The organism is Streptococcus sp. SPS1 (genome assembly GCF_030439915.1).
GTDB lineage: Bacteria > Bacillota > Bacilli > Lactobacillales > Streptococcaceae > Streptococcus.
This window is the reverse complement of record NZ_JAQFJG010000001.1, coordinates 153,552-179,231: the sequence shown is the minus strand read 5'-3', so window position 1 is coordinate 179,231 and position 25,680 is coordinate 153,552. Positions and strand designations below refer to the sequence as shown.

17 protein-coding genes and 3 pseudogenes are annotated in these 25,680 nt (G+C 41.3%); 19 read left to right on the top strand and 1 reads right to left on the bottom strand.

What is annotated here, in order from left to right; translation table 11 throughout:
- The first annotated feature begins 17 nt into the window (after positions 1-17).
- The 16 genes and pseudogenes from PCY12_RS00885 (at position 18) to msrB (ending at position 22,085) form a co-directional block, all read left to right on the top strand.
- Entirely contained in the window at positions 18-1,379 is a 1,362-nt protein-coding gene (locus tag PCY12_RS00885; protein ID WP_301351125.1) for an amino acid permease, read from the top strand.
- A 724-nt stretch (positions 1,380-2,103) separates the two neighbouring features.
- Positions 2,104-2,640: a DivIVA domain-containing protein gene (locus PCY12_RS00880; RefSeq protein ID WP_049512152.1), complete on the top strand. Its 537-nt coding sequence runs from the start codon at positions 2,104-2,106 to the stop codon at positions 2,638-2,640.
- A 128-nt stretch (positions 2,641-2,768) separates the two neighbouring features.
- Positions 2,769-7,820: pseudogene (locus PCY12_RS10290) on the top strand (Ig-like domain-containing protein); the annotation flags it as partial.
- 45 nt (positions 7,821-7,865) lie between these two features.
- Positions 7,866-11,495: pseudogene (locus tag PCY12_RS00870) on the top strand (LPXTG cell wall anchor domain-containing protein); the annotation flags it as partial.
- Positions 11,496-12,009: 514 nt separating this feature from the next.
- Entirely contained in the window at positions 12,010-14,082 is a 2,073-nt protein-coding gene (locus PCY12_RS00865) for an SHIRT domain-containing protein (protein WP_301351124.1), read from the top strand.
- 415 nt (positions 14,083-14,497) lie between these two features.
- A pseudogene (locus PCY12_RS00860) lies at positions 14,498-14,677 on the top strand (nicotinate phosphoribosyltransferase); the annotation flags it as partial.
- Between the two features lie 80 nt (positions 14,678-14,757).
- The gene (locus tag PCY12_RS00855; protein WP_301351123.1) at positions 14,758-15,168 is read left to right on the top strand and encodes a GNAT family N-acetyltransferase; all 411 of its coding nucleotides are present in this window, start codon (positions 14,758-14,760) and stop codon (positions 15,166-15,168) included.
- A gap of 45 nt (positions 15,169-15,213) precedes the next feature.
- Positions 15,214-15,372: a hypothetical protein gene (locus PCY12_RS00850; protein ID WP_301351122.1), complete on the top strand. Its 159-nt coding sequence runs from the start codon at positions 15,214-15,216 to the stop codon at positions 15,370-15,372.
- 147 nt (positions 15,373-15,519) lie between these two features.
- Positions 15,520-15,729, top strand: coding sequence for a helix-turn-helix transcriptional regulator (locus tag PCY12_RS00845; protein ID WP_301351121.1), 210 nt, complete (start codon positions 15,520-15,522; stop codon positions 15,727-15,729).
- On the top strand, positions 15,719-16,207 hold the full coding sequence (locus PCY12_RS00840) for a DUF6773 family protein (RefSeq protein WP_301351120.1): 489 nt from the start codon (positions 15,719-15,721) through the stop codon (positions 16,205-16,207). Before PCY12_RS00845 ends, PCY12_RS00840 begins: the two co-directional genes overlap by 11 nt.
- 115 nt (positions 16,208-16,322) lie before the next feature.
- Positions 16,323-17,783, top strand: a complete 1,461-nt coding sequence (locus PCY12_RS00835) for a nicotinate phosphoribosyltransferase (protein WP_301351119.1) — start codon at positions 16,323-16,325, stop codon at positions 17,781-17,783.
- Positions 17,780-18,604: an ammonia-dependent NAD(+) synthetase gene (nadE, locus tag PCY12_RS00830; RefSeq protein WP_173233308.1), complete on the top strand. Its 825-nt coding sequence runs from the start codon at positions 17,780-17,782 to the stop codon at positions 18,602-18,604. The genes PCY12_RS00835 and nadE overlap by 4 nt, the downstream gene beginning before the upstream one ends.
- Before the next feature lie 346 nt (positions 18,605-18,950).
- Positions 18,951-19,502: a GNAT family N-acetyltransferase gene (locus tag PCY12_RS00825; RefSeq protein ID WP_301351118.1), complete on the top strand. Its 552-nt coding sequence runs from the start codon at positions 18,951-18,953 to the stop codon at positions 19,500-19,502.
- 163 nt (positions 19,503-19,665) lie between these two features.
- A complete protein-coding gene (gene ccdA2 / locus PCY12_RS00820; RefSeq protein WP_301351117.1) occupies positions 19,666-20,376 on the top strand; it encodes a thiol-disulfide oxidoreductase-associated membrane protein CcdA2 in 711 nt (236 codons plus the stop codon).
- 19 nt (positions 20,377-20,395) lie between these two features.
- Complete coding sequence (locus tag PCY12_RS00815) at positions 20,396-20,962, top strand: redoxin family protein (protein ID WP_301351116.1); 567 nt, start codon at positions 20,396-20,398, stop codon at positions 20,960-20,962.
- Positions 20,963-20,972: 10 nt separating this feature from the next.
- A complete protein-coding gene (msrB, locus tag PCY12_RS00810) occupies positions 20,973-22,085 on the top strand; it encodes a peptide-methionine (R)-S-oxide reductase MsrB (protein ID WP_301351115.1) in 1,113 nt (370 codons plus the stop codon).
- A gap of 156 nt (positions 22,086-22,241) precedes the next feature.
- Here msrB and PCY12_RS00805 read toward each other — a convergent pair whose 3' ends face one another.
- A complete protein-coding gene (locus PCY12_RS00805) occupies positions 22,242-22,409 on the bottom strand; it encodes a hypothetical protein (protein WP_301351114.1) in 168 nt (55 codons plus the stop codon).
- A 146-nt stretch (positions 22,410-22,555) separates the two neighbouring features.
- On the opposite strand from PCY12_RS00805, the gene PCY12_RS00800 reads away from it, so the two are divergent.
- The 3 genes from PCY12_RS00800 (at position 22,556) to PCY12_RS00790 (ending at position 25,659) form a co-directional block, all read left to right on the top strand.
- Positions 22,556-23,293 carry a response regulator transcription factor gene (locus tag PCY12_RS00800; RefSeq protein WP_301351113.1) on the top strand — a complete coding sequence of 246 codons (738 nt, stop codon included), beginning with the start codon at positions 22,556-22,558 and terminating at the stop codon, positions 23,291-23,293.
- Positions 23,290-24,972: a sensor histidine kinase gene (locus tag PCY12_RS00795; protein WP_301351112.1), complete on the top strand. Its 1,683-nt coding sequence runs from the start codon at positions 23,290-23,292 to the stop codon at positions 24,970-24,972. The genes PCY12_RS00800 and PCY12_RS00795 overlap by 4 nt, the downstream gene beginning before the upstream one ends.
- 123 nt (positions 24,973-25,095) lie before the next feature.
- The gene (locus tag PCY12_RS00790; RefSeq protein WP_301351111.1) at positions 25,096-25,659 is read left to right on the top strand and encodes a TIGR01440 family protein; all 564 of its coding nucleotides are present in this window, start codon (positions 25,096-25,098) and stop codon (positions 25,657-25,659) included.
- Positions 25,660-25,680: the final 21 nt, after the last annotated feature.

Genomic DNA, 25,680 nt, shown 5'->3' with positions numbered 1-25,680 from the left:
TTGAAATTGGAGACTATATGAGTTCAAAGAAAAAAAACAAGATGGAGCGTGGTCTGACCAATCGTCATGTGCAGGTTATGGCCATCGCTGGAACAATCGGAACAGGACTCTTTTTGGGAGCAGGTCGCTCTATCAGCCTAACAGGTCCGTCCATTGTACTGATTTATATGATTACAGGGGCTTTCATGTTCCTCATGATGCGTGCGGTTGGGGAAATGCTCTATCAAGATCCTGAGCAACATACCTTTATCAACTTTATCACGCGCCATTTGGGTAAGGGCTGGGGCTATTTCTCGGTTTGGTCTTACTGGTTATCTGTTGTCTTTATCGGTATGGCGGAAATCACTGCTATCGCACATTATGTGCAATTTTGGTTCCCAACTTGGCCGAGTTGGATGATTGAGATTGGATTTTTGACCATTCTAGCCTTGGTTAATCTGATTGCGGTGAAGCTCTTTGGGGAAGTTGAGTTTTGGTTTGCGATGGTCAAGATTGTGGCTATTTTAGCTATGATTGCAACAGGAGTCTTTATGGTCTTGACAGGCTTTAAGACACCTCATGGAGTAGCAAGTCTAGCCAATATTGCTGACAATTTCTCCCTCTTCCCAAATGGTGGAGTGAACTTTGTCATGGCCTTCCAGATGGTTTTCTTTGCCTACCTCATGATTGAGTTTATCGGGGTAACGACTTCAGAAACAAAAAATCCACGTCAGGTCTTGCCAAAAGCCGTTAAGGAAATTCCTTTGCGTATCGCCTTTTTCTACGGTGGTGCCCTCTTAGCCATCATGGCTATCATTCCATGGCGTGAGCTTGCTTCTGCGGATTCTCCCTTTGTTACAGTATTTGAATTGGCCGGTGTCAAGTGGGCAGCAGCCTTGATTAACTTCGTCGTTTTGACCTCAGCAGCATCTGCCCTTAACTCAACCCTTTATTCAACAGGGCGCCATTTGTACCAGATTGCTCATGATTCGCCAAATCCATTCTTAAAGGCGATTAAAGCAGATACTCTTTCTCGTCATAACGTGCCACAAAATGCCATCATTGCCTCAGCGGTTTTGATTGCCCTAGCAGCCTTTATCAATGTCTTGCCAGGTGTTTCGGATGCCTTTGCCTTGATTACGGCTTCATCATCTGGTGTCTATATCGCCATTTATATCTTGATTATGGTGGCTCACCTTAAATACCGCAAGTCACAGGACTTTATGGCGGATGGCTATCTCATGCCCCATTATCGTTTCCTAAATCCTTTAACCATGCTCTTCTTTGCCTTTGTCTTTGTAACCCTCTTTTTACAAGAGTCTACATTTGTAGGAGCAATTGGTTCAGCTATCTGGATTATCGGTTTCGGGATTTACAGCCAGTGGAAATTTAGAAAATAGATTAAAGACTCATCAACTCAGGTTGGTGGGTTTTTGTTATATATAGTATTGAAGCTAGAATAGTACACAAGGACTTCTATAGTAGATTGAAACTAGAACAGTACACCTTGGCTTCTAAACATTATTAGAAATTCGTTTGACTTTCTTAATCGTTTTGCTCATATCTTGTTTCAATCCGTTATAAAAGAGTATCCGTATCACTTTGGAGTTAGTAGCTATTTCTTATAAAAATGGAAAGTAAGTAACAAAAATGTAACAAAAACTTAATACAAAAACCCTTGACAAATTTTCGGGGGGGGGGGGGGTAGAATTATTATGTGACTTTATGCACAATAAAACGTAAGAAAAGTATAAGAGAATTTTTAATGAGGAATAAAAAGGACTTCTTACTAGTTTACTTCTAGGGCGGTTTTGCTTTTTATCCTTGCTAATGAAACAAGTGTAGAAGTAAGGATATGAATGATAAAGTGGTAAAGAAGTTGCCTTGGCGCCTAGGAAAGTTAAAATATAGGAAAAATAAGTGAATAAATTAGAAATCATGTAATGTTGCAACGTTATATGTTTTTTCGTACATAGAGCTAAAGTAGAGGAAAGGGACTATGAAATGAAGAAGAAAAAAATCAGTTGGAACTCAAGCTGAGAAGGACTTAGTAAAGTAGGGTAAAGAAATACAAATGTGATAGATTTGAATCCACACTCAGCCGTTGTAAAAGAGGAAAGAAACATGGGAAATATAAGAAGAAGTCTTTTTGGATATAAGAAAAGGGAAGTCGATGATTTGATTAGCCGTTTGGAGGGGGAAAAAGCACACCTCAAACAAGAACTTGAAGGAAAATCAGAAATGATTGAACAGTTGAATGCTCAACTACATAAATTTCGCTCTCAAGAGGAGCTGGTTCGTGAGGCTATCATTGATGCGAAACAATTGTCAAAACGTTTGGTAGAAGAAGCCAAGCAAGAAGCGACAGAGTTGCTCTGTGATGCCAATAAAACAATATCAGATGAATTTGCACGCTTTAATCAATCAATGGAAACTCTAAATGGAATCAAGAATAGAGTGGTTGCGCAGAAAGAGGAGTTGTCTAAAGAGTTACAAGAAACGTTGAGACGATATAAAGAGGCTTTTGAGAATTCGGAGACGGAGGATTTTGTTCGAATAAAAGAAGAGTTGGATGCAGATATCACTCGTTCAGAAGAAGTGGTTGAAAAGTCAAAACAGGTTATCTTTCTCCCAAGTTTTAATAAGTCAAACTGGAACTAAAGTAGAGAAATAGAAAAGGAGCAAGAACAGTGAAAAAAGGAGAACATAAGGAAATATTTTCTATCCGTAAATATAAGGCTTATGGGGCTAATTCGGCTTTGATTGGTTTAGTGGGGCCGGCTGTGTTGATGGGGTCCTTGCTATCCCCTGTACAAGCAGAAGAAAATGCTACTGCCTCTGATTCGAAGCCATTGGATAGGGTGGAGACTAGCGGAGCGAGCACGTCAGATGTTGAAACAGATCACCTTATCGTCACCTCGTCTCAACCAGGGGTGCATCCGACTGAGGAGGCTGACTCAAGGGGAGAAAGGGGGACGAGTGAAGGACTGACTACTCCTAAACGAGCAGTCAGTATCGTCTACAAAGTCCGCTATGTTGACCGTCAACGGAAGACAGTGGTTCATGAGGTGACCAAGACAAAGACTGTTGAGACTAGTGAAGCAAAGGCGAGAGCTACGGTCACAGAAATTGGGGCGGAGCTTGCAAATGATAGCCAATTAGAGAATTATTATGTCCCAGACGGTAATCCAACGACTATGATCAAAGAGATTGTTGAAGGAGAAGACAATGTCTTCGTTTACGAAGTAGAGGGATTCGGAGAAGAAGAAGCTACAAACCGTACGGTCACGCTCAAGTATACAGTTGACTACGTGGATGAAAAATCAGGGCTTGTCCTAGCTAGTGAGGACAAGGAAGAAACGGTTTCTACCTTTGAAGCAGTTGCAAAAAAGGAAGTGACGGTTCAAGCTTCCTTAGACGGACACGAAGCTCTCAAAGGTTGGAGTCTCCCTGCCAATGCTACAGACCATCAAACGCTCACCTTGGTAGAAGGAAGCGTTGGGAAAGTGACGTTTAAAGTCCAGAACTCCGATACGGGAAAACCGAGGAAAAAGAGGAAAGTAGAGTATCCGATCCCTGCTGTCACTGGACAACCCTACCTGACCCTAGAAAATCGAACAGCTGGTTACACAAGTAACGAAAGTATGACTTTTCCTGGAAATGGTCAACACACTTATGAAATAAGGTATAAGGTTGGATTTACAAACATTGAAGCCTCTGACTTAGAAATGACCCAGGGAGCCAAGGGTTTAGGCTTTACTTTGGACTTGGAAGGTGGCTGGTTAACTGCCACCCTGACCCCAACGAGAGCTATGGCAGGAGATTATGAGGTTGGCTTCCAATCCAAGACAAATCCTCAAGTGAAAGTAGCTGGAACCATAAGAATTACAGCAACGACTCACTTTGGATTTATGGTATTAGCATCTTCAAGTGATGACAGAGAAACCTATGTTCCCGTATTTAAGGATAATACTGTTGACAATATTAATAGTGGTTCTTATAGTAGCAGAAGTAACAAATATCCTGACCATACTTCTCCGATTATTAGTTATGGAGATTTGACTGCCGAATATAGAGATTCTTCTGGACCAAAAACAGACATTACGATTGGACTCCGTATGCCAACGACTCCCTTTGGATATTTTATGAGTACGGATAACCAAACTATTGAAAATGCTACTGCAGATACGAAGCGCTACTATGCGATGCTTCCCATCTTTGCTCCAATGGACCGTTCTACAGATTATCCTAACAATAATAAACAAGGCTTATCCATTGCCGATTTTCATGTTTTATCTGCTTCAGCTGGAGTAGAAGTTAAGTTGCTGGACTTAAGAAAAGACAAGGCACCTGATAAGGGATTTTACGGTAATGCTATCGATTTCCAAACAATGCCAGAGTATGCTTTGTCAAGTGGAGAACTGAAAGGTGATTATACTTATATTCTAGATAAAACCCCATACTACCTTCAATTTACAAAATTACCCAAAACGGCAGGAGACTATTCAGTGAAATTTCAAATGACTGATAGTCTGGGCTTGGTCAAAACGATTACATTGAATTTTACAACGTATGAAAATTCTATTTCTGCTTATAGAAATCTTGATGGAACAACTCGCACTTATGCGCTAACCAATGCGGATGCTCTTTTTGAACCGAATGAAGACTATATAGATAAAACGACCGATAAGGTTTCACTTCCGATTTCTGATAAGGAACAAATCCTAGGAAAAGTCACGCTTAATAAAGACAATGCCTATATAAAAGCAGATAGTTTTCCAGCAGGGGTTGAGTTGAGAGCAGTTCCTGGAAAGGTGGATACGGAAGGACATCCAACAGAAGCCTATGTGGTCAAAACAGCAGGCACGAAAGTTGCCATGGGGAAATATTCATTTTCAGTGAAGGCACATGATGGTCACTATCAGACGGGTGCTCCGCGGACATTTGAGTTTGAGATTGTAGATGCTATCAATCCGATCCCAAATCAGCATTGGCGCGAGGGAACAGTTCCAAGCCCGATACCAGTTTCGATGGAAAACAACTCCAAAATTACAGGAATTCGTGTGGAGCCAAGCGGGGGTTATGCTCTTTTTGAAGGGAACACCAGTGACTCGAACGCCACCATCTCTATTTACGGGTTGAAATCTACTCCATCCCAACAAAAGGCACGTGTCTATGTGACATTTATAGATGGTAATGGGGAAAAGCACGAAACCTTTACAGAGTTTTATTATGACATAGATCCTAATCCAGTAGCAGATTTGACGATTTCTGTTACCAATGATAACCAAGAAATTTTTGAAGGTGAAGAGTGGAAAGAAATGGTTATCACAACAACTCCAAGTGAAGGGGTGACCATTAAGGTTGATAAGACAAAGCTTCCCAAAGGAACTCGACTTGAGGGTAACAAAATTATAGGGAAGGGTCTTTATGAAGGGAAATATGTGATTCCAATTCTTGCTATTAAGGATGGAGTTTTTAAGTCGACTGTTGTGCATCTAACTGTGAAGGAGAAAGAATTTGTCGTTCCTCCAGAAACTGTAGAAGTTCCGGTATTATCGGAGGTATCTGGTCTTGGCTTACAAAATGCGCCTGATGATGCAAATGTAACCTATCGTACGGATGATTCCTATGATTTCTATACGGGTTATGGAGGGGTATATCGAAAAGGTTTTTTAGTTTCTGGTCTAAAAATTAGCAAGGATGGAACGCAAATTACAGGAATCCCGAATAAAGTTGGTAGCTATGAGCTCACTGCAACAATTAGTAGAAGAGGGTCAAATGGAATTTTTCGTACTACAACCACTACCTATACCATTAATGTAACAGGATTTACCCCAAGCCTGACAATCAGTTCGCCAACACAACCAACGGATGCCTATACTTCTAACAAAACTCGTCTGTTAGCGCCTGTTGGGACGGAAATTTTACCGATTACAATCAAGCATGATTCGCATTCAACATTGAACATTGATCCAAGTGATTTACCAGAGGGTTTGAGCTTTTCATATGATGAAGCGACACATACAGGAACCATTGCAGGAACTCCAAGTAAATTGAAATATGGTGAAGCCTATGTCTATGAAATTCCAGTTTCTGTCACAATGCCGGACGACTATGCGGATAGGAACGCTTCCAGAACTATTGAGAAGACAATTTATATTGTAGTACTACCTGCTATATCAGAACTCACTATTGACCATGAAAATCAGACATTTGCTGCGAACGAAAGGATGACTCCAATTACGGTATCGGATTTTGATTCACGTGCAAAAATTTATTTAGAATATGCACCAGATGGGGTGAGTTATGATTCATCAACTCACCAAATTACAGGATCTCCAACAGCAGGGGTAGGTACCTATAGATTTAATGTTCGGGCGATTATGCCAGATACACTTGGAGGGCGAGTAACAAGTAAGCAAGTTACTCTTACAGTAACTAAACTAGAACCGATCTTGACGGCTACACCTTCTTCGGTTACAGTAACAGCTACAAATCCTATACCCGAGATTACCATTATTAAGGATGCACTTTCTACACTTGCCGTACCAACTGTAACAATCAAAGGGCAGTACTATCCTAAAGCCTTATCAGAACTTGGCTTATCTTATGATGCAACTTCAGGAAAGATAACAGGAACACCTACAGTTGTAGGACATCATACCATTCATCTGAGCACAACACTGTCTAAAACATATACGGGAGTTTATGGAGGTGTTGCAAAAACACTCGATATCCCATTGACAGTTACTGCTAAGGAATTTGATTTTATAGAAGACCAAGAACGAACAACGACTGTTTTATCCCCAATTGAACCTGTAGACTTGACTGCAGCAGAGGGGATAGATGTAGAGGTTGGGAGTAGATTGCCATCTGGTGTAACATATAATGCAGTACATAAAAGAATTGAAGGAACTCCTACTGAAGTTGGTGACTATTCAGTCACAGTGACAGCAAGACTAAGCGGAGTAAGTGGCAACGATAAAAGAGCGACTATACGTTTTCATGTAACGAAACTTCCAGCCACAATTGAAATTACTCCTAGAGAGCAAAATGTTCAAGTTGGAACTCCAATAGCTGAGGTAACTGTAAAGCCAAACGAACATGCTAGTGTTTATGGAACAGACGCCCTTATCAATGCAGTTAGTGGATATGATTATGGAATTGTCGAATCCAATATTGCTAATTATTTCCTAGGAGCTTATGGCTTAACTTATAATCCTACAAATCGTACAATTACAGGAACACCAACAAAAACGGGGCGTATTGTGTTTACCTTTATCGCACGAAATGATGATTCATTAGGCGGTGCTGAAGCCAGAGAAACCCTTGTCTTGAATGTAGTAGATTCTCTTTCTAAAATTCCAGTTATCACAGAGGCTCAAGAGGGAACGAATGTGATTAAGGGAAGTGGTGTTGCTGGCGCAACAGTGACCGTTACCCTTCCAGATGGAGTTGAGAAGACAGCTGAAGTTGCAGTAGATGGAACATGGACAGTAGCTACGACAGCACCGCTCGTAAAAGGGCAAAGTATTTCTGCTCGACAAAAAGAAGAAAACAAAACGCTTAGTAACGATATCAGTGCCACTGTTATTGCAAAAGAGGGATTAGTTCCATCTAAGGAAGCAGGGGTAGATGCCATTATAGAAGGCGCTACAACCATTACAGGTAAAGGGATAAACGGTTCGACGATTAACATTACCCTTCCAGATGGTACAGTTAAAACCGCTACAGTTTCGGAAGGAACCTGGTCAGTTACCATAGATACAGCTGTAGTAAAAGGTGAAAATATCCGTGTAACACAAACAGAACCAAATAAAGCTACAAGTCCAATAGTTACAGCAACTGTAGTTCCTAAAATTACGAAAGGTGATAAAGGGGAAACAGGAGCAAATGGTACCAACGGGAAAGACGGTTTTACACCAGAAGTAAGTGTAGAGGAAACTCCAGATGGAAGTTATACAATCACGGTTACTCAACCAGAGGGTAAAAAACCAATTACTGTCACTGTGAAAAATGGAACGAACGGCCGAGATGGTCGTACACCAAAAGTGGCATTAACACCAATTTATGAAAATCCAGCTCAACCTAGAACTAGAAGAGCAAGAAGTGTGGATGAAACTCAACCAACACGAAAACAAATTGGAGTTCATATTACGGTTTATTATGATAATAACAATAATGGAATCTATGATGAAGGCATTGATGAAAAAATTACCGAAGAGGATATCTACGACGGAGTAGACGGAAACGATGGACGAGATGGACGCGACGGAAAAGATATCTTAAACGGAACAGAAAACCCAAGTGAAACTCAGGGTAAAGATGGTGACACCTTCGTTAATACTGCAACGGGTGACGTTTTCGTAAAAGAAAATGGCACATGGAAACCAGCAGGTAACATCAGAGGACCAAAAGGCGCAGATGGAAAAGATATCTTAAATGGTAAAACAGATCCGACACCAGACACAGGAAAAGACGGAGATACCTTCGTTAATACCGCAACTGGCGATGTCTTCGTAAAAGAAAATGGTATATGGAAGCCAGCAGGTAACATCAAAGGATTGCAAGGAGATGCCGGAGCAACTGGAGCAAACGGAGCTGATGGTCATGATGGAGCAGCTGGACGAGATGGAAAAGATATCTTGAACGGCACAGCAACCCCAGATGAAACTCAGGGTAAAGATGGAGATACCTTCGTTAATACTGCAACGGGTGACGTTTTCGTAAAAGAAAATGGCACATGGAAACCAGCAGGTAACATCAGAGGACCAAAAGGTGCAGATGGAAAAGATATCTTAAATGGTAAAACAGATCCGACACCAGACACAGGAAAAGACGGTGATACCTTCGTTAATACCGCAACAGGCGATGTATTCGTAAAAGAAAATGGCGCATGGAAGCCAGCAGGTAACATCAAAGGATTGCAAGGAGATGCCGGAGCAACTGGAGCAAACGGAGCTGATGGTCGTGATGGAGCAGCTGGACGCGACGGAAAAGATATCTTGAACGGAACAGAAAACCCAAGTGAAACTCAGGGTAAAGATGGTGACACCTTCGTTAATACTGCAACCGGCGACGTTTTCGTAAAAGAAAATGGCACATGGAAACCAGCAGGTAACATCAGAGGACCAAAAGGTGCAGATGGAAAAGATATCTTAAATGGTAAAACAGATCCGACACCAGACACAGGAAAAGACGGCGATACCTTCGTTAATACCGCAACAGGCGATGTATTCGTAAAAGAAAATGGCGCATGGAAGCCAGCAGGTAACATCAAAGGACTGAAAGGTGACAAAGGCGAAAATGGTACAAACGGAACCGATGGAGCTGCCGGAGCGACTGGGGCAACCGGAGCAGCAGGTCGTGATGGAAAAGACGGCTTTACGCCGAAAGTAACAGTAACAGACAATCCGGATGGCAGTCACACAATCACGATTACTCAACCAGATAACCAACCACCATTAACAACAACTGTTAGAAATGGAGTAAATGGACTAAACGGCAAATCACTAGTTGCTAAAAAAGATGGCAATGAAACGAAAATTTATGTAGAAGATCCAGCAAATCCGGGGCAACCATTAGATCCTACAAAACCTCTTGCTACAATCCTTGACGGGCTAAAAGGCGACAACGGAGCAGATGGAAAATCTCCAACCGTTACGGTAACAGATAATGGAGATGGAACTCATACGATTACTGTCCATAATCCTGATGGTTCTGAATCAACCACTAAAATTAAAGATGGTGAAAACGGTAAGACATCAACGATTGTCACAACGGAAAATCCAGATGGAACATATACGATTACTGTAACAAACCCAGATGGAACATCTAAAAAAACGATTATTAGAGACGGTAAAGATGGAAAAACTCCAAAAGTTGAAGTAACGGATAATAACGATGGCACTCATACAGTTAAAGTGACAGATGGAGACGGTAATGTTAGAAATACTATCATCAAAGATGGGAAGGATGGTAAAGCAGCAACAGCAACAATTGCTGAAACCAATGATGGAAATCATACTGTAACCATTACAAATCCAGATGGAACCGAGACTACATTTGTTGTGAAGAACGGTCGAGATGGAGTAGATGGACGTACTCCAACTGCATCTGTTCGTGATAATGGAGATGGAAGCCATACTATTGTTATTACAAATCCAGAAGGTGTAACGACTGAAACAACAGTCTATGATGGTAAATCTCCAACCGTAAGCGTTACTGACGAACATAATGGAACGCATAAAATCACTGTTGTGAATGGAGATGGAACAACTACTGAAACAATCATTAAAGATGGTAAATCCCCAGTAGCAACTGTTAAAGATAATAAAGACGGTACTTACACGATTCGTGTAGAAAACGGTAATGGCACGGTTTCTGAAACAACTGTCCATGATGGCAAATCTCCAACGGCTAGAGTAGTCGATAATGGAGATGGCACTCACACAGTAACAATTGTGAACTCTGATGGTACAACTTCAACGACAACAGTCCGTGACGGCAAATCTCCAAAATTAGAAGTTATTAATAACAATAATGGTTCATACACTGTTAAAGTAACAGGTACAGATGGTAAAGAAACCAGTACGACAATCTTTGACGGTAAATCTCCGACAGCTAAAATTATTGATAATGGAGATGGCACTCATACTGTGACAATCATTGATTCTGATGGTCATTCATATACATCTACTATTAAAGACGGCAAAGATGGACAATCTCCAACAGCTTCTGTTCGTAACAATAATGATGGTACACACACGGTTACAATTATCAATCCAGACGGCAGTAAAACAGAAACAGTAATTAAAGATGGAAAAGATGGTAAATCTCCAACTGTTAATGTTAAAGATAATGGAGACGGTACTCATACAATTACAATTGTCAATACTGATGGTGGTGTAATAACAACCGTAATTAGAGATGGTAAATGTGGTTGTAACAACCAACCAGGAGGTTCAACGGGACCAAAACCAGACTCGCCGAAACCAGAAGGTTCAACGGGACCAAAACCGGACTCACCAAAACCAGAAGGTTCAACGGGACCAAAACCAGACTCGCCGAAACCAGAAGGTTCAACGGGACCAAAACCAGACTCACCGAAACCAGAAGGTTCAACGGGACCAAAACCGGACTCGCCGAAACCAGAAGGTTCAACAGGACCAAAACCGGACTCACCGAAACCAGGTGGTTCAAGATTTGAAATACCAGAGCCGCCAGTTCATGAAATACCAGAGTATATTGGTGTTGTACCAGTAGAACCGACACCAGTAGGATCAACTCCAAGTGCACCGACACCAGCAGAACCGGTAGAACCAACTCCAAATGAACCGGCACCAGAAATGCCAATACCATCCGCAAATACGAACCCAATAGTACCAACTCTAGTTTTTGAAAATCATGAGAATAGGTTACCTGAAACGGGAACTCAATCAGATTACCTTTTCCTTCTTCTAGGCAGTGGTATCCTATTGAGTTTATATGTAGGTAGAAGAAAAGAAGATTAATACTCTTCGAAAATCAAATTCAAACCACGTCAGCGTCACCTTGCCGTACTCAAGTACAGCCTGTGGCTAGCTTCCTAGTTTGCTCTTTGATTTTCATTGAGTATAAACATAAAAAGTTGTTTTGTTTAAACTTTTGTAAGTATCTCGTGATATTTGACATACAAGTGCTTTGAAGTTTGCAAATATATCCTGCTGATTATTTCTTACTTGAAAGGATAGATAGGTTTCCTGCGTAACGATTAGTATTTTATACTTGTTATGCAGGAGGTCTATGATATCAAATAAAGAGGATATTAAGAATAATCAATTGTGAAAATGAAGACAATTTAATACCGAACTTATTGATTGATAGTCTTTTAGTGGAAAAATGGTCTAAAAATAGGTTTCAGTCTATCATTTAAAAAATTTGAGATGATAGGTAATATACTTGGGGTACAGGTGGAGTCACTTAATATAAATGAGTGACTTGGTAAATGGTATTGGTCATTACTCTTAAATTGAGGAGCTAGATTAGATGAAAGATAATTTTTCGAACAAGCATAGAAAATTTTCAATAAGAAAATTAAAAATTGGGATAGCGTCAGTTGTGGTAGGGTTAGCTTTCACAGATGCTTTGATAGGTGTAAATCATGTAGAGGCATCAATGTCTGTAGAGGATGCTAATTATGTGAATCAAACTGCTGTTGATAATGCTTCCTTAGTGGAATATATCCATCAGGCTTTAGAAACAATTGCTAAGGGAGCAAAGTCAACGGTTTTGCCAACCAGTATACAGAACTTAAAAAATAAAGTACAAGCACTGTCTACTAAACAAGAATCTGATTATGAAGCATCTGCGTGGCAAGAATTTCAAGAAAAACTGACAACAGCAAAATCAAAACTAGAAGAGGTAGAAAATACCTATAATGAAGCTGTAAAAATCAATTCGAATGCGCAGGCCTATGACACAACAATAAAAGAGCTGATTGCTTCTTATCCAGAATACAACACGGTTGTTATCACAGTTAGAGATGGAGAAACAGAGGATACTGCAGGGGTTAGACATATATCTAATCTAAGAAGGATTAATGAAGTCTTGACTGCTAAGTATGCAGAGTTAAGGCAGATTGCTAGTTCAATGAAGTCTGTATTACCTCCAGTTGGGGAAGATTTGGCTGCTCAACAATTAAAAAAATTAGAGTCAGCAGAGACTATTTTAGAAGTTAATAAAAAGACAGCAACGGTTGCTGAATCGGAACACCAAGATTTAATGGCTGGTTTGTTTGAGAATAACAAGGTGGTATTGTCTGATTTTTCAACATTAAGAGGTGAAATTACTCCTGCAGATCAAACTAAGATTACTACTTTTTTGAAGAGCCATGTCCCGTCTCTTGGGGAAACTGCTGTTTTTCAAACATATGCGGGAGCCTTGCAATACCGATTTAATAATGATGGTACATTGACAATTACTTATACAGATGATTGGTCATCTGATACAGTCCCACTTAGCATTTTTGCAAAAGGTGGAGCGATACAATCGGATAGCCCAGCTACAACCTATAGCGTGACTTATCACTACGTTAGTGGCACAGAAGGCAAATCATTACCAAGCAACATTACAGCTCCAGAAGCAGTGAGCGCCAAACACCCAGGAGAAGTCGTAGCAAGCCCAACAGGGCAAACAGATGTGGAAGATACAGCCAACAAAGGTGTATGGCACTTCGCATCATGGGATAAAGCCAGTGTAACGGTAGGAACGGCTGATGAAACTGTGGCAGGAACATGGATTTTCACAGCAACGCCAGAAAGCACACCGGACACAACCCCAGTAGCAACGTATAGCGTAATGTACCGCTATATCAGTGGCACAGAAAGCAAGCTATTACCGAGCAATATCACAGCTCCAGCAACAGTGAGCGACAAACACCCAGGAGAAGTAGTAGCAAGTCCAACAGGTCAAACAGATGTGGAAGATACAGCCAACAAAGGTGTATGGCACTTCGCATCATGGGATAAAGCCAGTGTAACGGTAGGAACGGCTGATGAAACTGTGACAGGAACATGGACCTTCACAGCAACGTCAGAAAGCACGACGGGCACAACTCCAGCAACAACGTATAGCGTAACGTACCGCTATATCAGTGGTACAGAAGGTAAGCTATTACCGAGCAATATCACAGCAGGTTGGATTAAAAAAGATGGCCGTTGGTGGTATCAGCATGCAGATGGTTCCTATACTACAAACGGTTGGGAACGAATCAAGGGCATATGGTATCATTTTGATCAGTCAGGCTGGATGCAGACTGGTTGGATAAAAACAGGGGAGTCATGGTATTACTTGAATAAATCAGGTTCGATGGCTATAGGATGGGTCAAAGACAATGGCATATGGTATTATCTAAACAATTCAGGAGCTATGAAAACTGGTTGGTTTAAAGATAACACTACCTGGTATTATCTTGACAACTCAGGGGCTATGAAGACTGGATGGTTCAAGGTATCAGGAAAATGGTATTATGCCTACAGTTCAGGTGCTTTAGCAATTGACACAATAACACCAGATGGTTACAAGGTTAGTGCTAACGGTGAGTGGGTGGAGGATAGATAAAGTAAGAGATAGGATATCCATTCTGCTATTTTGTACTATCCGTTCCACAAAATAATAGTTGAAATAACCAAGCGAACAAGATAGAATTCTGGAAATCAGAACACTAATTTTGTTCGCTTTTTATATTCTTCTAAAATAAAAAAGAAATATAGTGAACTGAATATAGAAAAGTACACTACGACTTCTAAGACATTACCAGAAAGTGAATTGAATTTCCTAATCGATTTGTTCAGATTTTATTTCATTTTAATATGGAAAAAGTTTGAACAAGACATGGATGAACTGGAGAGTGGAGAATAGCTTGTTACTCTTTTCTCAATCCGGCTAAAATGTGATATAATAGTACTAATTTATTGGAATACATGAAAGTTTTTGAAAATTTTCATATATTTCTAGTTAAGGAAGTAGGAAAAGTATGTATCCAGATGATAGTTTGACATTGCACACGGACTTGTACCAGATCAACATGATGCAGGTTTACTTTGACCAAGGAATTCACAATAAAAAGGCGGTCTTTGAGGTTTATTTCCGCCAACAGCCTTTTAAGAATGGCTATGCGGTTTTTGCTGGTTTGGAAAGAATTGTGAGTTATCTTGTTGGTGGGTTTTTTCTAGTTTGACAGTCTATTGAAATAGGACTATAATACAAGTTGTATCAGTTTTCGAGGAGGTTTGGATGTACTTTAGATTGGAAAATAAGGAATCCCAGAAGGCGCAAGAAATTGGTAATTTGATTCGTGCTTATAACCGTTCCAAAAGAGAAGAGGCTGAAAGTGAGCCATTGAATCTTTATGTTGAAGATGAAAAGAGCAATCACCTTGCAGGTTTGATAGCAGAGACTTTTGGAAATTGGCTAGAAATCGAGTATTTATTTGTAAAAGAGGAACTGAGAGGGCAAGGAATCGGTTCAAAACTATTGAAGCAAGCAGAAACTGAAGCTAAGAATCGAAACTGTCGTTTTGCTTTTGTCAATACTTACCAGTTTCAGGCGCCAGATTTTTATCAGAAACATGGCTACAAGGAAGTCTTTGCTTTGCAAGACTATCCCTACACAGGGCAAAGATTTTATTACCAAAAGGATTTGTAAGTAGAATATGAAAGCATAAGGCAAAGAGGGGGTCTTGACATAAGTATGAAGGGGCTTCTCGATAAATACCAGTTAAATCCTACAAATTATGTCTTTTTAGACGATATGGAGGACAATACAATCGCAGTTGAGAAATTGGGAATCAAGTCCTATCAGGTTAAGAAAAGAAGTGATGTCGTCGATATTTTGAAATCCTATATTTAAACGTAACACTCTCTATGTTTTATGGTAGAGAGTTTTTTTGTTAATAAAATTTTACAAAATGACATTTATATATTGCATTACGTTAAATATATGATACAATAATGTTGAAAAGAGGCGCAACTTTTTAAAACTATAAGGAGGACGCAGGTGTCTAAAAATTTAAAATTAAAATTAGCTCGGGTAGAGCTTGATTTAACTCAAGGTCAATTGGCAGAGGCTGTGGGGGTGACGCGCCAGACTATTGGTTTGATAGAGGCTGGGAAATACAATCCCAGTCTCTCGCTCTGCCAGTCCATTTGCAGATGTTTAGGGAAAACCCTAGACCAACTATTTTGGGAGGAAGAAGATGGTAAATAAATTTATTCATTATCAATTACTTGACGAAAGAGAAGAACAACTAATCAATAAAGCTGGGGCAGAGTCTTTTTCACTCTTTATTGGGCTTGTACTTCTAAGCTATTTGGTGGCAGTGTTGGCTCCATCTCTTTTTAATCCGAATTTTCTAGTCTATACCCTGATAGTAGGAATTTTCTTCTTTTTCAATCGTGCCCGTTATTTGGGAGTGACCTATTATAGTCGTTTTCATTTTACGATTTTGGGTTGTTTTTTCTTAACATTGGCTATTACAACTCTCTTGATGTTGCAGAATTATCAATTCAACATAGAAATTTATCAGCACAATCCTTTGAACGTTAAATACCTGTCTGCTTGGGTCATTACTTATGTCATTTACCTTCCTTGGGTTTTTATTGGTAATCTTGGTCTAAAGAGTTATGGCGAATGGGCCCAGAAAAAATTTGAACAAGACATGGATGAACTGGAGAGTGGAGAATAGCTTGTTACTCTTTTCTCAATCCAGCTAAAATGTGATATAATAGTACTAATTTATTGGAATACATGAAAGTTCTTGAAAATTTTCATGGGTTTCTAGCTAAGGAAGTAGGAAAAGTATGTATCCAGATGATAGTTTGACATTGCACACGGACTTGTACCAGATCAACATGATGCAGGTTTACTTTGACCAAGGAATTCACAATAAGAAGGCGGTCTTTGAGGTTTATTTCCGACAACAGCCTTTTAAGAACGGCTATGCGGTTTTTGCTGGTTTGGAAAGAATTGTGAGTTATCTTGAAGACCTGCGTTTTTCAGATAGTGATATTGCCTATTTGGAGTCGCTTGGTTATCATGGGGCGTTCTTGGATTACCTCCGCAATTTCAAGTTGGAGTTAACCGTTCGTTCTGCCCAAGAAGGGGACTTGGTTTTTGCTAATGAACCGATTGTGCAAGTTGAAGGCTCTCTAGCCCAATGTCAGTTGGTCGAAACGGCTCTTTTGAACATCGTCAACTACCAGACCTTGGTGGCGACTAAGGCAGCTCGTATTCGTTCGGTTATTGAAGATGAACCCTTGATGGAGTTTGGGACACGTCGGGCGCAAGAGATGGATGCGGCTATCTGGGGAACACGCGCAGCGGTGATTGGTGGTGCCAATGGAACTAGCAACGTGCGTGCTGGTAAACTCTTTGACATTCCTGTCTTGGGGACCCATGCCCATTCCTTGGTGCAGGTTTATGGCAATGATTATGAGGCTTTCAAGGCTTATGCTGCGACCCACAAAAATTGCGTTTTTCTTGTGGATACCTATGACACCCTTCGTATTGGTGTGCCAGCTGCCATTCAAGTGGCGCGTGAGCTGGGTGACCAGATTAACTTTATGGGTGTGCGGATTGACTCAGGGGATATTGCCTACATTTCCAAGAAAGTTCGTCAGCAACTGGACGAGGCTGGATTTACAGAGGCTAAGATTTATGCTTCTAATGATTTGGACGAAAATACTATCCTCAACCTCAAGATGCAAAAGGCCAAGATTGATGTCTGGGGTGTGGGAACCAAGCTGATTACAGCCTATGATCAGCCAGCTCTTGGGGCAGTTTATAAGATTGTTGCGATCGAAGATGAAAATGGGAACATGCGCAATACGATTAAGCTGTCTAATAATGCGGAAAAAGTGTCTACGCCAGGTAAGAAGCAGGTGTGGCGCATTACCAGTCGTGAAAAAGGAAAGTCAGAAGGCGATTATATCACTTATGATGGTGTAGATGTTGCCAGCATGACAGAAATCAAGATGTTCCATCCGACCTATACTTACATCAAGAAGACGGTTCGTAATTTTGACGCTGTTCCTCTCTTAGTGGATATCTTCAAAGACGGGAAATTGATTTACAACCTGCCTAGTTTGACTGAGATTCAGGCTTATGCCCGTAAGGAATTTGACAAGTTGTGGGATGAGTACAAGCGCGTGCTCAATCCGCAGCACTATCCAGTGGATTTGGCGCGTGATGTATGGCAAGATAAGATGGACTTGATTGATAAGATGCGCAAGGAAGCCCTTGGTGAAGGAGAAGAAGAATGAGTTTGCAAGAAACGATTATCCAAGAGCTGGGTGTCAAACCAGTGATTGATGCCCAGGAAGAAATCCGTCGTTCCATTGATTTCTTAAAGAGATACCTGAAAAAACATCCCTTTCTTAAAACTTTTGTGCTAGGGATTTCTGGGGGACAAGACTCGACCTTGGCAGGTCGATTAGCTCAATTAGCTATGGAAGAACTGCGAGCTGAAACGGGAGATGACAGCTACAAATTTATCGCTATCCGCCTGCCATACGGAGTGCAAGCTGATGAAGCAGATGCTCAAAAAGCTCTTGCTTTCATCCAACCAGATATCAGCTTGGTTGTGAATATCAAGGAATCAGCTGATGCCATGACGGCAGCAGTTGAAGCGACAGGTAGCCCTGTTTCAGACTTCAACAAGGGCAATATCAAGGCTCGTTGCCGTATGATTGCTCAGTATGCCCTTGCTGGTGCCCATAGCGGAGCGGTTATTGGAACAGACCATGCTGCGGAAAATATCACAGGTTTCTTTACCAAGTTTGGTGACGGTGGTGCGGATATTCTCCCTCTTTATCGCCTCAATAAACGCCAAGGAAAACAACTCTTACAGGAACTTGGTGCAGACCCAGCCCTTTATGAAAAAATCCCAACGGCAGACCTGGAAGAAGACAAACCAGGCCTAGCTGACGAAGTAGCCCTCGGAGTCACTTATGAAGAGATTGACGACTACCTAGAAGGCAAAACAATCAGCCCAGAAGCCCAAGCGACCATTGAAAACTGGTGGCATAAAGGCCAACACAAACGCCACCTACCCATCACCGTCTTTGATGACTTTTGGGAGTGAAAACCTCCAGTGGAGGTTTTCAGCCCGAGTCTAAAAATAGGAAAGTGAGACAGGAATCGGTAACTCGAAGAGTTCGATTCCGTTGTCTCACCCCCGCAACGATGACTAGGTTTGAAAAAGCTTGCTAGAGCGCATTTCAAACCAGACAGCGACTGCGTCAAGGAACTAGATGAAAAACTTGTTTTTTAGTTATTATTGAGTTTAGTCTTTTTACCCTGAGCCTAGAAATAAGTGAGCGAGGAAGGTCCGGGGGACCTTTTTAGCTTATTATCTTGAAATTTAAAAGCAAATTAAATTTAAATTGAGCTTGGGCAGAGAATCACTTATCAGAAAGTGAGGTGGAATCATGAAAGCTATCGGTATGCAAACATTACAGACAGACCGTTTGATCTTGAGAAGATTTGTGGAGAGTGATGCAGAAGCTATGTTTCAAAATTGGGCTTCGTCTGCTGAGAATCTAACCTACGTCACTTGGGATCCCCATCCTGATGTCGAGGTCACTCGAAACTCCATTCGAAATTGGGTTGCCTCCTATACCAATCCTAACTATTACAAATGGGCCATTTGTCTCAAAGAGAACCCAGAGCAAGTGATAGGAGATATCAGCATCGTTGCAATAGATGAGAACAATTCTTCTTGTGAAATTGGCTATGTGTTAGGCAAGAAGTACTGGGGTCATGGTATGATGACGGAGGCCTTGAAAGCTGTCTTGGACTTCTGTTTTACTCAAGCAGGTTTTCAAAAAGTTAGAGCTCGATATGCCAGTCTCAATCCAGCTTCAGGTCGTGTCATGGAGAAGGCTGGAATGTCCTATCTAAAGACTATTAGCAATGGTGTAGAGAGAAAAGGCTATCTTGCGGACCTTATTTATTATCAGATAAGTAGGGAAGACAGGTGATTTTCTTTTCTGTATCTATCAAAGTCAGACCTTGTCTGACTTTTTTTTGCAACATTTTTTACATAACCTGATTAAATTCCTATTTTTCCCTATCATTGTCCCTGTTTTTTCGAAAATGGAAGGAGTATAATAAATCTATCAATAAAATGATAGGAGGAACTTTATGGGTCATATTTTCTTTTTTCTAAGTGTCTTTTTGGCAGGGATTCTATCCTTCTTTTCTCCTTGTATCTTACCTTTGTTACCGGTCTATGCAGGGGTGTTACTAGATGATAAGGATGGTGCTCAGGCTTCTAGTGGCAAATTTTCCATCTCAGTTACTAGTTTATTGCGAACGCTGGCCTTTATAGCAGGAATTTCCTTTATTTTTATCTTACTAGGTTATGGAGCTGGTTTTTTAGGCGATTTGCTTTATGCTTCTTGGTTCCAATATGTGACGGGTGCGGTTATCATTCTCTTAGGCTTGCACCAGATGGAGATTCTACACTTTAAGGGGCTTTATAAGGAAAAGAGGTTACAACTGCAAGGACAGGGGCAAAATGGTAAGGGCTATAGTCAGGCATTTTTATTGGGTTTGACCTTTAGTTTTGCTTGGACACCTTGTGTGGGGCCGGTTCTGGGGTCTGTTTTAGCCTTGGCGGCTTCAGGTGGTTCAGGTGCTTGGCAGGGAGCGGGTCTCATGTTAATCTATACGCTGGGTCTAGCGCTACCATTCTTGCTCCTAGCTCTGGCCTCTAGTTATGTTTTGAAACATTTTCGAAAACTCCATCCTTACCTCGGAATCCTCAAAAAAGTGGGTGGGTTTCTCATTATTGTGATGGGACTCTTGGTTCTGTTTGGAAATGCTTCAATTTTAAGTCAATTATTTGAATAAAATGGAAAGGAATATCAGTATGAAAAAATGGCAAACATGTGTTCTTGGAGCAGGTTCGCTCCTTTGTTTGACGGCTTGTTCAGGCAAGTCCATGACCAGTGAACACCAAATGAAAGATGAAATGAAGATGGAGCAGACAGCTAGTACAACAAGCACGGCTAAAGGGAAAGAAGTGGCTGATTTTGAGCTAACTGGAGTAGATGGCAAGACCTATCGCTTGTCTGATTACAAGGGCAAGAAAGTCTATCTCAAATTCTGGGCTTCTTGGTGTTCCATCTGTCTGGCTAGTCTTCCAGATACGGATGAAATTGCTAAAGAAGCTGGCGACGACTATGTGGTCTTGACAGTAGTGTCACCAGGACATAAGGGAGAGCAATCTGAAGCGGACTTTAAGAATTGGTATAAGGGATTGGATTATAAAAATTTCCCAGTCCTAGTTGACCCATCAGGCAAACTTTTGGAAACTTATGGTGTTCGTTCCTACCCAACTCAAGCCTTTATAGATGGTGAAGGAAAATTGGTCAAAACCCAACCAGGTTTTATGGAAAAAGATGCGATTTTGCAAACTTTGAAGGAATTAGCCTAGGAGGTGTCCTATGAATGATAAGCTAAAAATCATCTTGTTGCTAGGAGTATTTTTCCTAGCCATAACCGGTTTCTATTTTCTATTGATGCGAAATGCAGGGCAGACAGATGCCTCGCAAATTGAGAAAGCGGCAGTCAGCCAAGGAGGAAAAACAGTGAAAAAAACAGAAATTAGTAAAGACGCAGACTTGCACGAAATTTATCTAGCTGGAGGTTGTTTCTGGGGAGTGGAGGAATACTTCTCCCGCGTTCCCGGAGTGACAGATGCCGTTTCAGGCTATGCAAATGGTAGAGGGGAAACAACTAAGTACGAATTGATTAACCAAACAGGACATGCGGAGACTGTCCATGTTACTTATGATGCCAATCAAATTTCCCTCAAGGAAATCCTGCTTCACTATTTCCGCATTATCAATCCAACCAGCAAAAATAAACAAGGAAATGACGTGGGGACCCAGTACCGTACCGGTGTTTATTACACAGATGACAAGGATTTGGAGGTAATCAACCAAGTCTTTGATGAGGTGGCTAAGAAATACGATCAACCTCTAGCAGTTGAAAAGGAGGTCTTGCAGAATTTCGTGGTGGCTGAGGATTACCACCAAGACTATCTCAAGAAAAATCCAAATGGCTACTGCCATATCAATGTCAATCAGGCTGCCTACCCTGTCATCGATGCCAGCAAATACCCAAAACCAAGTGATGAGGAATTGAAAAAGACCCTGTCACCTGAGGAGTATGCAGTTACCCAGAAAAATCAAACCGAACGAGCTTTCTCAAACCGCTACTGGGATAAATTTGAATCTGGTATCTATGTGGATGTAGCAACTGGCGAACCCCTCTTTTCATCAAAGGACAAGTTTGAATCTGGTTGTGGTTGGCCTAGTTTTACCCAACCAATCAGTCCAGATGTTGCCACTTACAAGGAAGATAAGTCCTACAATATGACACGCATGGAAGTGCGGAGCCGAGTAGGAGATTCTCACCTTGGCCATGTCTTTACGGACGGTCCACAGGACAAAGGTGGCTTGCGCTACTGTATCAATAGCCTCTCTATCCGCTTTATTCCCAAAGACCAAATGGAAGAAAAAGGCTACGCTTATTTATTAGATTATGTTGATTAATACTCTTCGAAAATCGCTTTAAACCACGTCAGCGTCGCCTTACCGTGGGTAGGGTTGAGACTGGGCAAAAACTCAATTTGAGGAGAAAATAAAGCAAATTTTCTAACAATAAAACACATAATATCAAGTATTTTAACACCTGATACTATGCGTTTTCTAATTTAAAAGACTTTTGCCCAGTCTCTCTATCCACAACCTCAAAACAGTGTTTTGAGCTGACTTCGTCAGTTTTATCTGCAATCCAAAAGCTGCACTTTGAGCTGACTTCGTCAGTTTTATCTGCAACCCAAAAGCTGCACTTTGAGCTGATTTCGTCAGTTTCATCTACAACCTCAAAGCTGTACTTTGAGCAACCTGTGGCTAGCTTCCTAGTTTACTTTTTGATTTTCATTGAGTATAAGAAGTCTTTCCTAAGCAGTTAAAGGAGAATTTTGCTATACTGATACTAGTAAGTGATAAAGGAGAGAAGCATGACCTACACAATCTTAATCGTAGAAGATGAATATCTGGTAAGACAAGGCTTGACCAAGCTGGTCAATGTAGCAGCCTACGATATGGAAATCATCGGTCAAGCTGAAAATGGAAGACAGGCTTGGGAATTGATACAAAAGCAGGTGCCAGATATCATTCTAACCGATATCAACATGCCTCAGCTAAATGGCATCCAGTTAGCCAGTCTGGTCCGAGAAACCTATCCTCAGGTTCATTTGGTCTTTTTGACTGGCTACGATGATTTTGATTATGCCCTGTCTGCTGTCAAACTCGGTGTGGATGACTACCTGCTCAAGCCCTTTTCTCGTCAGGATATTGAGGAAATGTTGGGGAAAATCAAGCAAAAGTTGGACAAGGAAGAGAAAGAAGAGCAGTTACAAGATTTATTGACCGATAAGTTTGAAGGAAATATGGCCCAGAAAATCCAGTCCCATCTGTCTGATAGCCAGTTTAGTTTAAAGTCTTTAGCCAGTGACTTGGGTTTTAGCCCTACTTATCTGAGTTCTTTGATTAAGAAAGAGTTAGGTTTGCCTTTTCAGGATTACCTGGTGCGAGAACGTGTCAAACAAGCCAAGCTCTTGCTTCTGACCACAGATTTAAAGATTTACGAGATAGCTGAAAAGGTTGGTTTTGAAGATATGAACTATTTTACCCAACGTTTTAAACAGATTGCAGGTGTGACACCTCGTCAGTTTAAGAAGGGAGAAGGCCGATGAAGCGTTCTTCTCTTTTAGTTAGAATGGTTATTTCCATCTTTCTGGTCTTTCTCATTCTCCTAGCTCTGGTTGGAACTTTCTACTATCAATCAAGTTCTTCAGCCATTGAGGCCACCATTGAGGGCAACAGCCAAACGACCATCAGCCAGACTAGCCACTTTATTCAGTCTTATATTAAAAAATTAGAAACCACCTCGACCGGTTTGACCCAGCAGACGGATGTCCTAGCCTATGCTGAGAATCCCAGTCAAGACAAGATCAAGGGAATTCGAGATCTGTTTTTGACCATCTTAAAGGCAGATCAGGACTTGAAAACTGTTGTGCTGGTGACCAAATCCGGTCAGGTCATTTCTACAGATGACAGTGTGCAAATGAAAACTTCCTCAGATATGATGGCTGAGGATTGGTACCAAAAGGCCATTCATCAGGGAGCCATGCCCGTTTTGACTCCAGCTCGTAAATCAGATAGTCAGTGGGTCATTTCTGTCACTCAAGAACTTGTTGATGCAAAGGGAGCCAATCTGGGTGTACTTCGTTTGGATATTTCTTATGAAACTCTGGAAGCATATCTCAACCAGCTACAGTTGGGTCAGCAGGGATTTGCTTTTATCATCAATGAAAATCATGAATTTGTTTATCATCCTAAACATACAGTCTATAGCTCATCTAGCGAAATGGAGGCCATGAAACCCTATATTGAGACAGGGCAGGGCTATACTCCAGATCACAAATCCTACGTCAGTCAGGAAAGGATTGCTGGAACTGATTGGACGGTGCTTGGTGTGTCTTCGTTGGAGAAGTTAGACCAGGTTCGGAATCAACTCTTGTGGACCTTGCTTGGGGCTAGTATCACATCTCTTCTTGTCTGTCTCTGCTTGGTGTGGCTTAGTCTTAAACGCTGGATTGCTCCTTTGAAGGATTTGAGAGAAACCATGCTGGAAATTGCTTCTGGTAATCAGAATCTTCGTGCCAGGGAAACTGGTGCCTATGAACTGAGAGAAGTGTCTCGTCAGTTTAATGCCATGTTGGATCAGGTTGATCAGCTGATGGCAGATATTCGCAGGCAGGAAGAAACGACCCGTCAGTACCAACTTCAAGCTCTATCAAGTCAGATTAACCCACATTTCCTCTATAACACCTTGGACACCATCATCTGGATGGCTGAATTTCAGGATAGTCAGCGAGTGGTTCAGGTGACCAAGTCTTTGGCAACCTATTTCCGCCTAGCGCTCAATCAAGGCAAGGATTTGATTTGTCTCTCTGACGAAATCAATCATGTCCGCCAGTATCTCTTTATCCAGAAACAGCGTTATGGAGATAAACTGGAATATGCAATTGAGGAAAATCCTGCCTTTGATAATCTAGTATTGCCCAAGTTGGTGTTACAACCCTTGGTGGAAAATGCTCTTTACCATGGCATCAAGGAGAAGGAAGGCCAGGGACATATTAGAGTTTCTGTACAGAAACAGGATAGAGGACTAGTCATCCGCATTGAGGATGATGGAGTTGGCTTCCAAACTGCTGGCGATAGTAGTCAGAGTAACCTCAAACGTGGGGGAGTTGGTCTTCAAAATGTTGACCAACGGCTCAAACTTCATTTTGGAGCCAATTACCAGATGAAGATCGATTCTGCCCCTTTAAAGGGTACGACAGTTGAAATATACATAAATAGAATATAAACTAGCTAACTCCCAGTCAATTCTGGGAGTTTTATGCGTAATTGGGCAAGCTTTCTAGGTTGTCTATCTTGCTAAAAACAAGAAAAAACGGTATGATAGATAGTGACAAAAGAGGTGGCAGAGATGAACGAGACACAGATTCAAAGAGAAACACGTCAGATATTAGAAGATGTTTTAGAGAAGGCCAATTTAAAGCAGGGGGCCCTTTTTGTTTTAGGTCTATCTTCTAGTGAGGTGATAGGTGGTCAGATTGGGAAAGAATCCAGTCAAGAGATTGGTGAGCTGATAGTGGAGACTATCTTGGGTATTCTAGGTAGTAGAGGTATCCATTTAGCCGTTCAAGGTTGTGAACATGTCAATCGAGCCCTCGTTGTTGAACGTCAGGTGGCAGAGCAGTTTGGTCTGGAAATGGTCAGTGTCCTTCCTACTCTCCATGCAGGAGGTTCAGGTCAATTGGCAGCCTTCAAGTTTATGCAGGATCCAGTCGAGGTTGAATTTATCAAGGCTCATGCTGGATTGGATATCGGAGATACTGCAATTGGCATGCATGTTAAGCATGTTCAGGTTCCAATTCGTCCTCTTTTGAGAGAGATTGGTCATGCCCATGTAACGGCACTGGCTAGTCGTCCAAAATTAATCGGAGGTGCGCGTGCGCACTATCCACAAGATTCTATTAGAAAGTCGTGAGAATGAATAAAGGAGATGAAA

What these genes read in the sequence shown, in the direction of transcription:
- PCY12_RS00885 (WP_301351125.1), top strand. Translation starts at nt 18, where the DNA reads ATGAGTTCAAAGAAAAAAAACAAGATGGAGCGTGGTCTGACCAATCGT.
- PCY12_RS00880 (WP_049512152.1), top strand. Translation starts at nt 2,104, where the DNA reads ATGGGAAATATAAGAAGAAGTCTTTTTGGATATAAGAAAAGGGAAGTC.
- PCY12_RS00865 (WP_301351124.1), top strand. Translation starts at nt 12,010, where the DNA reads ATGAAAGATAATTTTTCGAACAAGCATAGAAAATTTTCAATAAGAAAA.
- PCY12_RS00855 (WP_301351123.1), top strand. Translation starts at nt 14,758, where the DNA reads ATGTACTTTAGATTGGAAAATAAGGAATCCCAGAAGGCGCAAGAAATT.
- PCY12_RS00850 (WP_301351122.1), top strand. Translation starts at nt 15,214, where the DNA reads ATGAAGGGGCTTCTCGATAAATACCAGTTAAATCCTACAAATTATGTC.
- PCY12_RS00840 (WP_301351120.1), top strand. Translation starts at nt 15,719, where the DNA reads ATGGTAAATAAATTTATTCATTATCAATTACTTGACGAAAGAGAAGAA.
- PCY12_RS00835 (WP_301351119.1), top strand. Translation starts at nt 16,323, where the DNA reads ATGTATCCAGATGATAGTTTGACATTGCACACGGACTTGTACCAGATC.
- nadE (WP_173233308.1), top strand. Translation starts at nt 17,780, where the DNA reads ATGAGTTTGCAAGAAACGATTATCCAAGAGCTGGGTGTCAAACCAGTG.
- PCY12_RS00825 (WP_301351118.1), top strand. Translation starts at nt 18,951, where the DNA reads ATGAAAGCTATCGGTATGCAAACATTACAGACAGACCGTTTGATCTTG.
- ccdA2 (WP_301351117.1), top strand. Translation starts at nt 19,666, where the DNA reads ATGGGTCATATTTTCTTTTTTCTAAGTGTCTTTTTGGCAGGGATTCTA.
- PCY12_RS00815 (WP_301351116.1), top strand. Translation starts at nt 20,396, where the DNA reads ATGAAAAAATGGCAAACATGTGTTCTTGGAGCAGGTTCGCTCCTTTGT.
- msrB (WP_301351115.1), top strand. Translation starts at nt 20,973, where the DNA reads ATGAATGATAAGCTAAAAATCATCTTGTTGCTAGGAGTATTTTTCCTA.
- PCY12_RS00805 (WP_301351114.1), bottom strand. Translation starts at nt 22,409, where the DNA reads ATGAAACTGACGAAATCAGCTCAAAGTGCAGCTTTTGGGTTGCAGATA.
- PCY12_RS00800 (WP_301351113.1), top strand. Translation starts at nt 22,556, where the DNA reads ATGACCTACACAATCTTAATCGTAGAAGATGAATATCTGGTAAGACAA.
- PCY12_RS00795 (WP_301351112.1), top strand. Translation starts at nt 23,290, where the DNA reads ATGAAGCGTTCTTCTCTTTTAGTTAGAATGGTTATTTCCATCTTTCTG.
- PCY12_RS00790 (WP_301351111.1), top strand. Translation starts at nt 25,096, where the DNA reads ATGAACGAGACACAGATTCAAAGAGAAACACGTCAGATATTAGAAGAT.